Raw genomic sequence first — 12,017 nt, forward strand, 5'->3', positions numbered from 1 at the left:
TATCAGGCCATACCGCCGGCGACGGCCGGCAGGATCGTGACGTTGTCGCCGTCGGTGAGCTTGGTGTCGATGCCGTCGAGGAAGCGGACGTCCTCGTCGTTGAGGTAGACGTTGACGAAGCGGCGCAGCTTGCCGTCGTCGACGATGCGGGCCTGGATGCCCTGGTGGCGGGTGTCGAGGTCGGCGAACAGGTCGGCGAGGGTTGCTCCGGTGCCCTCCACCGCCTTCTGACCGTCGGTGTAGGTGCGGAGGATGGTGGGGATGCGGACCTCGATGGCCATGGCTCAGGGCTCCTGTCGGAAGTGTCGTGGGTTTCGGAGGGCGCGCGTCAGCACGCCGCGGCTCACGGCCGTACGGCGGCAGGGCGGGGTCAACAGATGGCGCTGGCGAGCCTGCACAGGTCGACGTGCAGCCGCGCCACGAGCAGCGTGCCCGGCGTCTTCGTGCTCACGTCGTGGGAAACCATGCGGTCATCGTATCGATTCCCGGTCCGGGTTCTGGAATGTGATCTCATCCTTCGGACGATGTTCATCCGCAGTGCGAGAAGCCCGGGAATCCACCCAGATCAGTACGCCTCGACGACCTTCACTTCCTCCTCCGTGACCTCGCCCTCCACGATGCGGAAGGAGCGGAACTGGAAGTCGCCGGCGCCGTCGGTGTCGGCGGTGGAGACCAGGACGTAGTGGGCGCCGGGCTCGTTGGCGTAGGAGATGTCGGTGCGCGAGGGGTAGGCCTCGGTGGCCGTGTGGGAGTGGTAGATGACCACCGGTTCCTCGTCGCGGTCGTCCATCTCGCGGTAGAGCTTGAGCAGGTCCTGGGAGTCGAACTCGTAGAAGGTGGGCGAGCGGGCGGCGTTCAGCATGGGGATGAAGCGCTCGGGGCGGCCTGCGCCGACGGGGCCCGCGATCACACCGCACGCCTCGTCGGGGTGGTCCGCGCGGGAGTGGGCCACGATCTGGTCGTACAGCGTCTGGGTGATGGTCAGCATGAGAAGCAGGATAAGCAGAGGGGCCGTCCCGTACCGGTGGGTGGTACGGGACGGCCCATATGCCGGACAGCGGCCGTATCGGCAGGCGGACGGGGTCAGCCGATCTTCTCGAACTCCGGCTCTCCGCCGCGCTCGCCGCCCCGCTGGGTGACCTCGGAGTTGCGGCTCTTGAGCACCGCCCAGCCGATGCCGAGGGCGACGGCCCAGCCGGCCATCACGTACAGGCAGACGCGGGCGTCGGCGTCGTAGGCGATCAGGCCGGTGACGAAGAGCAGGAAGGCGATGGCGATGTAGGAGCAGACCGAGCCGCCGGGCGCCGGGAAGGAGGAGGCGGGCAGGCGGCCCGCGACGACCTGGCGGCGGTAGAGGACGTGGCTGATCAGGATCATCAGCCAGGTCCAGATGCCGGCGGCGGTGGCGACCGAGGTGACGTAGCCGAACGCCTTTTCGGGGACGATGTAGTTCAGGACCACGCCGATGCCCATGAAGACCACCGAGACCCCGATGCCGAGGGCCGGGGTCTTCGTCGCCGAGAGGCGGCTGAAGAAGCCGGGGGCCTCGCCGTTGTCCGCGAGGGTGCGCAGCATCCGGCCGGTGGAGTACATGCCGGAGTTGCAGGAGGACAGGGCGGCGGTGAGGACGACGAAGTTGACGATGCCGGCGCCGGCCGGGATGCCGATGACCGCGAACGCCTTGACGAAGGGGCTCGCTCCCCCGGCGAACTCGGTCCACTTCACCACGCAGAGGATGACGGTGAGGGCGCCGACGTAGAACAGGGCGATGCGCCAGGGCAGGGTGTTGATCGCCTTGGGGAGGGTCTTCTCCGGGTTCTCGGACTCGCCGGCGGTGACGCCGACCAGTTCGACGGCGAGGTAGGCGAACATCACGCCCTGGAGGGTCATCAGGGAGGAGCCGACGCCCTTGGGGAAGAAGCCGTCGAAGGCCCACAGGTTGGAGACGGCGGCGGTGTCGCCGGCCTGGCTGAAGCCGAAGGTGAGCACGCCGAGGCCGATGACGATCATGCCGATGATGGCGGTGACCTTGACCATCGAGAACCAGAACTCGATCTCGCCGAAGAGCTTGACGGAGATCAGGTTGGCGACGAACAGCACGATCAGGAAGACCAGGGCCGTCACCCACTGGGGGATCCCGGGGAACCAGTAGTTGATGTAGATCGCGGCGGCGGTCAGCTCCGCCATGCCGGTGACCACCCACATCAGCCAGTACGTCCAGCCGGTGAAGTAGCCGAAGAAGGGGCCGAGGAACTCACGCGAGTACTCGGCGAAGGAGCCGGAGACCGGGCGGTAGAGCAGCAGCTCGCCCAGGGCCCGCATGATGAAGAAGATGATCAGGCCCGCGAGGGCGTACATGACGATGAGGCTGGGGCCGGCCTTGGCGATGTTGGCCCCGGCGCCCAGGAACAGGCCGACGCCGATGGCGCCGCCGATCGCGATCATCTGGACCTGGCGGCTGCCGAGCCCGCGCTCGTAGCCCTCCTCGGGGGCCTGGTCAGGACCCTTGTCCGTGTCGACCTTCGCTGAGGTCATGTGTGGTGCGCCTTTCTCCACAACCGACCCGGGCCTTCTCGGTGGCCGCGGATCGGATCTCGATCCCCCCGGATACTGGAGCTGAGCGGGCCTGACGTCCCGCTCGTGCCTGGCCGGCGGTCCGCCGGCTCGGTGGCGCACCCGGTCGACATTCGGGTGGTGTCGGCCGGGCGATCGTGAAGATTTACCACGACTGCCTCGTGGGACACAGGGCCGCGCTGTGACACACGCCACGGACAGATGGTGGGAAAAGGGCACCGAAGGGTGCACAGCAGGGCGCCAAGGTGACGGGATCGTTATCCGGAGGCGAGGTCCCGCTGAACGGGTTCAGGGCATGAGCGTGGCGACCAGCGTCTCCTGGAGCCCGCCCAGCCACAGGTACGCCATCACCATCGGCTTGCGCGGGTCCTCGTCCGGGAGGCGGTAGAGCAGGTCGGTGTCGTCCTCGTCGGCGATGTCCAGCCGGGAGCCGATGGCCAGGCGCAGGTCGTTCAGACAGCTCAGCCACTGCCGGGACTCGTCCGGCGACAGCTTCAGCACCGCGCCGCCCTCCCCGGCGGAGGCCGCGGCGAGGGCGTCCAGGGAGCCGACCACCGCCAGCGCGTTCTCCCGCTTGCCGGCCCTGAGGTCGTTCTCGGTGAACCGGCGGAACTCGGCGGAGTGCGCCCGCTGCTCCTCGGCCTCGGCGGCCTGCGGGGTGCCCTCGGGGTCGATGTAGGCGTCCGGGAACAGACGCCTGAGCACCGGGTCGGCGGGCGGCTCGCTGGGGCCCTCGGCGAAGAGCTCGGCGAGCGGGTCCTCGGAGGCCTCCCCGCCGGGTCCGGGGCCGATCAGCTCCAGGAGCTGCACGGCCAGCGACCGGATGATGGAGATCTCGACGTCGTCGAGGGCGACGGCCGCGCCGCCGCCGGGGAGCGGTTCGAATTGTCCTGGCATGAAGGGGTGTCAGCTACTTCCCGGTCCTGGCTGCTCGCGGTCCTGCCGGCTGCTTGCGGCCCTGGCTGCTTGCGGTCCTGCCCACTGTGCGGTCCTGCCCACTGTGCGGTCCGCCCCGCTACTTCCGGTCCTGCTGGAGGGTGGCCCACAGGCCGTAGCCGTGCATGGCCTGCACATCGCGTTCCATCTCCTCGCGGCTGCCGCTGGAGACGACCGCCCGGCCCTTGTGGTGGACGTCGAGCATGAGCTTGGTGGCCTTGTCCTTGGAGTAGCCGAAGTACGTCTGGAAGACGTAGGTCACATAGCTCATGAGGTTGACCGGGTCGTTGTGGACGATGGTGACCCAGGGGACGTCCGGCTCGGGCACGGCGAAGGCTTCTTCGGCCGGGTCGGTGCGTTCGATCTCTACGGGAGCGGGTGACGTCACATCACCATGCTGCCACCGCAGGGGGGCGGTCGCACAAACGGGCCTGTGGCGCGGATCAAAATCGTCAGACTGACGAAATGGGGGTACGATTCCGCCATGAACACAGCGGACCTCGGGCTGCCGGTCGACGTTCCCTCGACGGCGCTCTTCACGGACCAGTACGAGCTGACGATGCTGCGGGCCGCCCTGGCGGCGGGCACGGCCGGGCGCCGCAGCGTGTTCGAGGTCTTCACCCGGCGGCTGCCCGACGGACGGCGGTACGGCGTGGTGGCCGGCACCGGGCGGGTCCTCGACGCCGTCGAGAACTTCCGCTTCGACACCGGCGTCCTCGACTTCCTGCGGGAACGGGAGATCGTCGACGAGCCGACCCTGGCCTGGCTGGCGGACTACCGCTTCAGCGGCGACATCTGGGGCTACCCGGAGGGCGAGGTGTACTTCCCGGGCTCGCCGGTCATGCGGGTGGAGGGCAGCTTCGCCGAGTGCGTGCTGCTGGAGACCGTGATCCTGTCCATCCTCAACCACGACTCGGCGATCGCCGCCGCGGCCTCCCGGATGGCCTCCGCGGCCGGGGAGCGTCCGCTGATCGAGATGGGCGCCCGGCGCACCCACGAGCTGGCCGCCGTGGCCGCCGCCCGCGCCGCCTACGTCGGCGGTTTCGCCACCACCTCCGACCTGGCCGCCGGTTTCCGCTACGGCATCCCGACCGTCGGCACCTCCGCGCACGCCTTCACGCTGCTGCACGACCGCGAGCGGGACGCCTTCCGCGCCCAGGTCGACTCCCTCGGCTCGGGCACGACCCTGCTGGTGGACACGTACGACGTGACCGAGGCGGTCCGTACGGCGGTGGAGGTGGCCGGTCCGGAGCTGGGCGCGGTGCGGATCGACTCCGGCGACCTGCTGCTGGTCGCGCACCGGGTGCGGCAGCAGCTCGACGAGCTGGGCGCCCGGGACACGAAGATCGTGGTCACCTCCGACCTGGACGAGTACGCCATCGCCTCGCTGGCGGCGGCGCCCGTGGACGCCTACGGGGTCGGCACCCAGCTGGTGACCGGCTCCGGGCACCCGACCGCGTCCATGGTCTACAAGCTGGTCGCCCGCGCGGAGTCCGACGACCCGAAGGCGCCGCTGGTGCCGGTGGCGAAGAAGTCCAGCGGCGGCAAGACCTCCATGGGGGGACGCAAGTGGGCCGCGCGACGGCTGGACGCGGACGGGTACGCCGAGGCGGAGGTGGTCGGCACCGGGCCGGTGCCCGCCGCGCTGGCCGGCCGGCAGCTCCTGGTCGAGCTGGTCAAGGGCGGTGCGGTGGTCGCCCGCGAGCCGCTGGACGTGGCCCGGGACCGGCACGCGGCGGCCCGCGCCGCCCTGCCGCTGTCCGCCACCCAGCTCTCCCGAGGGGAACCCGTGATTCCGACGGAGTACGCCGCCGAGGGCTCGGGTAGCTAAAGCGAGTGCGCAGCGACACCTCCGGCGGATCTCCGCCCACCTCAGTCATCGCCGTTCCGACAGCCGAAGGACACCGACCATGCGCCGCGCCTTGATCGTCGTAGACGTGCAGAACGACTTCTGTGAGGGGGGCAGCCTCGCCGTCGCCGGGGGCGCCGACGTGGCCGCCGCCGTCACCGAGCTGATCGGGCAGGCGCCGGCCGGGTACCGCCATGTGGTGGCCACCCGGGACCACCACATCGCGCCCGGCAACCACTTCGCCGACCAGCCCGACTACCGGCACACCTGGCCCCCGCACTGCGTCGCCGGGACGGAGGGCGTCGGCTTCCACCCGAACTTCGCCCCCGCCGTCGCCTCCGGCGCGGTCGACGCCGTCTTCAGCAAGGGAGCGTACGCGGCGGCCTACAGCGGCTTCGAGGGCGCCGACGAGAACGGCGTACGGCTCGGGGACTGGCTGCGGGAGCGGGAGATCGACGAGGTCGACGTGGTCGGCATCGCCACCGACCACTGCGTGCGGGCCACCGCGCTGGACGCCGTACGGGAGGGCTTCCGTACGCAGGTGCTGCTCGACCTGACCGCCGGGGTGGCCGCCGCGACCACCGAGCGGGCGCTGGAGGAGCTGCGGGAGGCGGGCGTGGAGCTGTCCGGGAAGCCCGTCGTGCAGTGAGCCGTCACATCGGGGCGGTCGAGGGTCTGAGCAGCGCCCGGATCGGGTGCCACAGCTCCTGGACCGGCTCGGGGCCGGGGGCGGCGGTCTCGGCCGGGGCCGTGCGCCACACCAGGCCGTCCGGGTGGTGCAGTACGGCGGTGATCTCGTCGGGGGTCGGCGGGGCGGCGTTGCCCCGCAGGTAGACGGCGCGCAGGCCGAGGTTGCGCAGCCTGGTCAGGGCGCGCGCCCGGTTGCCGGCGTGGACGAGGACGCGGACGGCGGGGCTCGGCAGGTCGAGCGCCACCACCACGGTGCCGTTGGGCAGCTTGGAGAAACCTCCTGTGGCCATGCGGTCATACCCCCGTGCCAGCCGGTGTCAATAAGAGAACCACACCACGCACCTAAACACGGATCGGCGGCGACCCGCCAGAGGGTCGCCGCCGATCATGCTCTGACCTGCGCTGATGCGGATTATTTCACCGCGGGGCCGACTTCCAGCTCGATCGTGGAGCCGTCGCGGGCCTCCTTGGTGATCTTGATCTTGGTGTTGGTGTCAGTGACCCGGACGCCGCCGGTCGGGTTCGACTCGTCGTAGTAGTCGCTGGCGTGATCGTCGAAGACCGGCACCCCCTTGGCGGACGGGACGCGGGTGACGACGTCCGCCTTGTGCAGGGTGAGGGCGTCGGTGCGGTAGGTGCTGAAGGGCGAGTCGTACGCCTGGAACCTGTTGCGCATCAGCGTGCCGTCGGACCACTTCAGGGCCGTCGGGTGCGCGTCGACGGGGAGGATGAGGCCGGTGCCCGGGTGGACGCTGGTGTTGTCGTCCGCCTGGGAGGTGTCCCACTTCCAGATCAACAGGCCGTTCTGGTACGGGAAGTGCTCCACCCAGTCCGGACGGGTCGTCGAGAAGCCGAAGTTGTACGGGCCCGTCTTCAACGTCGTGTCGTAGGAGACGTACTGGCGGTTCTCCGCGATGTAGTACTGCGCGTAGTCCTTGGTGAAGGACGCGCCGACGCGGGAGAAGCCGGTGGCCGTCCAGGCCGCGTCCGCGGACTCGGCGTCGTCGCTGAACAGCGCGGTGCCGTCGGCCGTGACCGTGATCTCGTCGGCCGTGAAGCCCTTCTGCGCCACGCCGCCGTCGGTCTGGTAGCGGAAGCGGACGTCGATCTTCTGGCCGGCGTAGGCGTCCAGCGGGTACGCCAGCTCCTGGTGGGCGTCGACCGAGCCGGTGAGGGCCGGCTTGTCGCTGCCGTCGCGCGGGATCGCCTGGCCGTCGGCGGTGCCGTCCAGGGGCGTCCAGGTGGCGCCGGCGTCGGTGGAGACCTCGGTGTAGAGGTAGTCGTAGCCGGACTCGATGTCCCACCAGCCGTCGAGGGTGAGTGCGGCGGAGGACTTGCCGGTGAGGTCGACGGTGCGGGCGAGGGTGTTGCGCAGGTCGTCGCCGCTGCCGCTCCACCACTGGCTCGCGCCCTGGGCGGGCTCGACGACCTCGGTGGTGACGGTCTTGTCGGGGAGGGTGACGATCAGCGCCTGGTCGTTCCTGGTGTTGTACTCGGCGACGCCCAGCTTGTGCCGGGACTTCTTCCCCGCCTCGGCGGTGGTGTAGTCGAGCCAGCCGAGCTGGAGCTTGTCCCAGGCGTTCATGTCGCCGGGCAGGTCACCGATGGCGTCCTCGCCCCGGCCGAGCCAGGAACCGGAGGACATCAGCGTCCAGAACCCGGTGGAGTTCTCGCCGCCGGCCGTGTCGTACTCGTCGGGCAGTCCGAGGTCGTGGCCGTACTCGTGGGCGAAGACGCCGAGGCCGCCGTTCTCCGGCTGGATGGTGTAGTCACCGACCCACAGACCGGTGTCGCCGATCTCGGTGCCGCCGAGCTTGTTGTCGTCGGGGCCGGTGGAGCCGGCGTCGGTGCCGAAGGCGTACCAGCGGTGCGCCCAGATCGCGTCCTCGCCCTGCGCGCCGCCGCCGGCCGACTCGTCCTCGCCGGCGTGCACCAGCTGGAAGTGGTCGATGTAGCCGTCGGGTTCGTTGAAGTCGCCGTCGCCGTCGTAGTCGTAGCGGTCCCAGAGGTCGTACTCGGAGAGGTCCGCCTTGATCTCGGCGAGCGAGCGGCCCGCGGCCTCCTGGTCGGCGACCCAGGCGGTGACGCCGTCCTGGACCGCGTTCCAGGCGCAGGTGTCGCAGTCGTTGGAGCCGTAACGGGCCTCGTTGTAGGGGACCTTGACCCAGTCGGTGACCTCGCCGTCGACCGAGTAGCGGCCCGAGGACTGCTTCTCGTAGTACTTCTTCAGCGAGTCGGTGTCCTCGCCGGTGCCGAAGTAGAGGTCCTCGTAGTGCTGCTGGTCGTAATCCGCCAGCCAGTCGGTGCTGTTGTCGACGGAGCGGTCCGGCTCGGCGATCTGGTTGTGCAGCGGGCCGGGGGTGCCGCCGTAGCGGCTGTCGATCTGATCACCGAACTCGACCAGGATGGTGAAGATCTTGTCGGTCTTCTCCCGGCCCAGTTCCACGTACTTGGTGTCGCCCTTCTTGCCCTTGAGGGCGACGACCTTGGAACCGTCGCGGTCCTTGGCGGTGGCGTCGCCGGATATCAGCCGGTTCAGGGCCTCTTGGCGCTGCGCCTCCTGGGTCTTGCTGAGCGGGCCGTCGAGGTCGTGCTCCCGCTGCTTCGTGGGCTGCGGGTCGTGCCGGTCGACGGCGGCGGGCCGGGCGGACGGCGCCTCCTCGGCCGCCGCGGCGGTGGAGAACGTGGCGGTGGCGGTGGCGGCGGCGAGCGCTACGGCTGTCGCGGCCACCCGGAACGTCCAGGGTCTGCTGGTCACTTGAGATCCTCCCCCGCGTCCGCGTGCGGTGCACGCGTGTTCAACGCGTGTAGTCAAGTGACGACATTTGACTGGAGATTCAGAAGAAAAGACAGACCTTGACTTGGACAGATCAAGAGCGTTATGCGGATGCGTGATCCGGTTAACGGACACGTGGGGGAAATGGCGGGGAAACCTGACAGGCGCGTATGACTGTCCACTTGGTGGACGTCATGACACCGTGCGCCCCCCGTGCTGCGCACCGTAGGTCAGGTCACGCTTACCGTTCGTTCCCCTCGGGCATGCGACCGATTAGAGTCGTTTGGCGGAACGCTTGGGAGTCGGCGGAAAGCCAGGCCGACCGCCCGTCTCACCCCCGAGATCACCCCTTTTCGAGGACACGATGGCCATGCCCCGTCCGACTGTCGCACAGTTCGCCTACGGTTCCCTCACCGTGATCCTCTCGACGTTCGCCATGCTGCTGCTGTCGCAGACGACCTCCGCCGGGTGGATCGCCGTCGTCGCCGTCGTGGCGCTCGCCCTGGGACTGCTGGTGGCGATGACCGTACCGACGCCCGAGCCGCGTACGGTCGCCGTCCACCGGCCGGCCGCCACGACCGGCGCCGCCGCCGACGCGGCACCGGTGCCCGTGGCGTCCCGCGCCGCCGGCGAGGCGGTGGGCCAGCGCGCGGCCTGAGGCACACGATCGCGTGACATGTCTGTGGGGCGGCCCCTGGAGGCCGCCCCACAGACATGTCACGGGTGCTCAGCGGGCGCTCACCACCACCGTCTTGGCCGCCTTGTCGTGCAGGCCCTGCTTGTAGGGCCGGTCGAAAAAGCTCCAGCCGCCGCAGATGATCGTCCACACGCAGGCGCAGCAGAACGCGAACGGGACCCACAGCACCGCCGCGCGGATCAGCGAGGTCTGCGTCGAGGGCGTGGACCCGTTGTCCAGGTTCGCGACCCGCAGGCCGAGCCACTTCTTGCCGAGCGTCTGGCCCGTCGCGCCGATCAGGAAGGTGTCGTAGGCGACGTAGAGCACGGCGGCGATCACCGACTGCCAGATGGAGTTGCCGACCCCGACCTGGTCGCTGTCCACGTCGTAGTTCTGCACGTCGAAGGCCCAGGTGAGCAGCCAGACCACGAGGCCGACGAGGATCATGTCGATGATGCGGGCGAGGACGCGCTTGCCGCTGTCGGCGAGCGGCGGCATCCCGGCGAGCGGGTCGGCGGGGCCGCCGCCGTAGGGGTCACCGCCGTAGGGGCCGCCGCCGTAAGGGCCCCCGCCGTAAGGGCCGCCGCCACCGCCGTAGGGAGGAGGCTGGCCGCCGCCGTAGGGCGGGGGCTGCCCGCCGCCGGGCGGAGGGGGCTGCCCGCCGCCGGGCGGAGGCGGGTTGTCGTACGGGGAGCCCGTGCCGCCCGCGCCCGGACCGGTTCCGGACGGCGGGGGCTGCTTCCTGAACGGGTCGTCTTCCGGCGGCTGCCGGCCGGGGCCGGGAGGCGGTTCACTGCTCATGGCCCGAGTGGACCGCGAACCCCCGGGCGGCGCATCCGGCGAGCGGCCGTCCGGGCTACGGAATTTCTTACGCCGTTCGCCGCAGGAGGTCAGCCCGCGACGAACGTACGCGCGGCCTTGTCGTGCCAGCACTGGTGCCACGGCCGGTCGAACAGACACCACAGGACGCCGACGACCCCGATGGCCAGCAGGCCCGGCACGCTGTAGACGAGCCAGCGGCGCAGGGCCGCGCCGAACGACGGCGGCTCGTGCGCCTCGATGTCCCGCACCTCCAGGCCGAACAGCTTCTTGCCCAGCGTGCGGCCCCACTTGGCGGTGGGCAGCGCCTCGTAGAGGACGCCGAAGAGGAGGAGGACGGCGAGGACGATCCCGAGGTACACGGAGGTCGTGCCGTCCAGCAGCCACACGGTGACGGTCTCGCCGGAGAGCCTCGCCTCGTCGATCTTGCCGTTGATGTGGTCGGCGGCCTTCATGCCGAGCGGTACGCCGGGTGCGGCGGTGACGGCGGCCAGCACGACGGTGTCCAGCAGCCGGGCGGCCAGTCGCTTGCCGAGCCCGGCGGGGCGGGCGGCGGCCTGGCGGCGGGCGGCGGCCTGGAAGATGTCCTCGGCGGGCGGCCGCCAGGGCGCCACGGGCTGCTCCTCGCCCCCGGCCCCGGCTCCGGCGAGTTGGTGCACCTGCTGGGCCCAGGAGGACTGTCCGCCGCCGGGGCCGGAGGTCAGGGGAGCCTGGGAGGTCAGAGGGGCCTGAGGGGTCAGAGGGGCGTGGGGAGCCTGCGGGGCCTGCGGGGCGGGCGTGGGCGCCGGGGCGGGGGCGGGTGCGGCGGGTGCCGGAGCCGGGGACTGGGCCGGGACGGTGCCCGGGGTCAGCTGGGGGCCGGACGGAGCCGCCGGGGGCTGGTGGTGGGCGGGGCCCTGCTGGGCGGGGAGGGGCTGGTGGGGCGCCGGGGCCGGCTGGGCGGCGGGGCCCTGGTGCGCGGCGGGGGCGCCCGCGCCGGGGAGGTCGCGGGGGGCGGCCGGGGCCGGGGCCCGGGTCGGGTCCGGGCGCCGGGGGCCGCCCGGGGAGACCGCCCGGAACTTCATCGTGCCCGGGTCGTCGTCACCCCCGGGGGCGGCGGCCGGTCCCCGCGCGGGCGCCGACTGCCGTCCGGCGGCGGCGCCGGGGCGCCGGAACAGGACCGTGCCGTCGGACTCCTCCTCGGGCCCGCCGGCCGACGCCGTACCCTCCCGGCCCGGACCGTCGACGGGGGCCGACGGCCGGGGCACCCTCGGGTCGGCCCCCTGCGGGGACGGCCAGGCGGGCTGCTGCTCCTGGCCGGTGCCGGGGCCGAGGCCCGCCTGGCGGGCGGGGTCGGCGCCCCAGGCCGAGGCGGGCTCGGGGCGGCTGCCGTGCTGGTCCGCCCGTGCGGAGGCCACCGGGGCGGGCTCGTCGGCCGGGTCCTCGTCGAAGAAGTGCGGGCCGGTCTCCTCCACCGAGGGGCCGGCGGGCCGCACGCCGGGCGGCGGGGCGAGCGGTTCGCCGTCCTCGGGCGCCGGGCGGCTGGTGCCCGGCACCCAGGAGGCACCGTTCCAGTACCGGACATATCCAGGAATGGACGGGTCCGGGTAATACCCTTCGCGGGGCTTGTCGTCGCCCGGGGCCGGGGTTGGGGCGCTCATGTCCGTCGTCCCGTATCTGCTCGGTGGTGGTATGGAGGGGTCCACATCTATCAGACC

The 12,017-nt window shown here is 71.3% G+C and carries 13 protein-coding genes; 3 read left to right on the plus strand and 10 right to left on the minus strand.

Going from position 1 to position 12,017, the window contains the following annotated elements; translation table 11 throughout:
* Positions 1-2 precede the first annotated feature (2 nt).
* The 6 genes from ACIQR3_RS14410 to clpS all read right to left on the minus strand — a co-directional run bounded on the left by ACIQR3_RS14410 (position 3) and on the right by clpS (position 3,898).
* On the minus strand, positions 3-281 hold the full coding sequence (locus tag ACIQR3_RS14410) for a MoaD/ThiS family protein (RefSeq protein WP_215166482.1): 279 nt from the start codon (positions 279-281) through the stop codon (positions 3-5).
* Positions 282-370: 89 nt separating this feature from the next.
* On the minus strand, positions 371-466 hold the full coding sequence (locus tag ACIQR3_RS14415) for a putative leader peptide (RefSeq protein ID WP_374198371.1): 96 nt from the start codon (positions 464-466) through the stop codon (positions 371-373).
* A 99-nt stretch (positions 467-565) separates the two neighbouring features.
* On the minus strand, positions 566-988 hold the full coding sequence (locus ACIQR3_RS14420; RefSeq protein ID WP_403538259.1) for a Mov34/MPN/PAD-1 family protein: 423 nt from the start codon (positions 986-988) through the stop codon (positions 566-568).
* A 95-nt stretch (positions 989-1,083) separates the two neighbouring features.
* Complete coding sequence (locus ACIQR3_RS14425) at positions 1,084-2,535, minus strand: amino acid permease (RefSeq protein ID WP_403538261.1); 1,452 nt, start codon at positions 2,533-2,535, stop codon at positions 1,084-1,086.
* 327 nt (positions 2,536-2,862) lie between these two features.
* Entirely contained in the window at positions 2,863-3,471 is a 609-nt protein-coding gene (locus tag ACIQR3_RS14430; protein WP_403538262.1) for a DUF2017 domain-containing protein, read from the minus strand.
* Between the two features lie 118 nt (positions 3,472-3,589).
* The gene (clpS, locus tag ACIQR3_RS14435; protein ID WP_403538264.1) at positions 3,590-3,898 is read right to left on the minus strand and encodes an ATP-dependent Clp protease adapter ClpS; all 309 of its coding nucleotides are present in this window, start codon (positions 3,896-3,898) and stop codon (positions 3,590-3,592) included.
* Between the two features lie 96 nt (positions 3,899-3,994).
* On the opposite strand from clpS, the gene ACIQR3_RS14440 reads away from it, so the two are divergent.
* Together ACIQR3_RS14440 and ACIQR3_RS14445 are read left to right on the plus strand one after the other, a co-directional pair.
* Positions 3,995-5,341, plus strand: a complete 1,347-nt coding sequence (locus ACIQR3_RS14440) for a nicotinate phosphoribosyltransferase (RefSeq protein WP_403538266.1) — start codon at positions 3,995-3,997, stop codon at positions 5,339-5,341.
* A gap of 79 nt (positions 5,342-5,420) precedes the next feature.
* Positions 5,421-6,008, plus strand: coding sequence for an isochorismatase family protein (locus ACIQR3_RS14445; RefSeq protein WP_403538268.1), 588 nt, complete (start codon positions 5,421-5,423; stop codon positions 6,006-6,008).
* A gap of 4 nt (positions 6,009-6,012) precedes the next feature.
* On the opposite strand, the gene ACIQR3_RS14450 is transcribed toward ACIQR3_RS14445, so the two are convergent.
* Together ACIQR3_RS14450 and ACIQR3_RS14455 are read right to left on the minus strand one after the other, a co-directional pair.
* Positions 6,013-6,339 (minus strand): hypothetical protein, encoded by a 327-nt coding sequence (locus ACIQR3_RS14450; protein WP_403538269.1) that lies wholly within the window; start codon positions 6,337-6,339, stop codon positions 6,013-6,015.
* Positions 6,340-6,461: 122 nt separating this feature from the next.
* Complete coding sequence (locus ACIQR3_RS14455; RefSeq protein ID WP_403538270.1) at positions 6,462-8,807, minus strand: immune inhibitor A domain-containing protein; 2,346 nt, start codon at positions 8,805-8,807, stop codon at positions 6,462-6,464.
* Between the two features lie 388 nt (positions 8,808-9,195).
* Between ACIQR3_RS14455 and ACIQR3_RS14460 the strand changes: the two genes are divergently transcribed.
* On the plus strand, positions 9,196-9,483 hold the full coding sequence (locus ACIQR3_RS14460; RefSeq protein WP_403538272.1) for a hypothetical protein: 288 nt from the start codon (positions 9,196-9,198) through the stop codon (positions 9,481-9,483).
* Between the two features lie 69 nt (positions 9,484-9,552).
* Here the strand turns inward: ACIQR3_RS14460 and ACIQR3_RS14465 are convergent, their stop codons facing one another.
* Both ACIQR3_RS14465 and ACIQR3_RS14470 read right to left on the minus strand, forming a co-directional pair.
* Positions 9,553-10,302 carry an RDD family protein gene (locus ACIQR3_RS14465; RefSeq protein WP_403538274.1) on the minus strand — a complete coding sequence of 250 codons (750 nt, stop codon included), beginning with the start codon at positions 10,300-10,302 and terminating at the stop codon, positions 9,553-9,555.
* Between the two features lie 89 nt (positions 10,303-10,391).
* The gene (locus ACIQR3_RS14470; RefSeq protein WP_403538276.1) at positions 10,392-11,960 is read right to left on the minus strand and encodes an RDD family protein; all 1,569 of its coding nucleotides are present in this window, start codon (positions 11,958-11,960) and stop codon (positions 10,392-10,394) included.
* Positions 11,961-12,017 lie beyond the last annotated feature (57 nt).

The organism is Streptomyces sp. NPDC090994 (assembly GCF_044768905.1).
Taxonomy (GTDB): Bacteria; Actinomycetota; Actinomycetes; order Streptomycetales; family Streptomycetaceae; genus Streptomyces.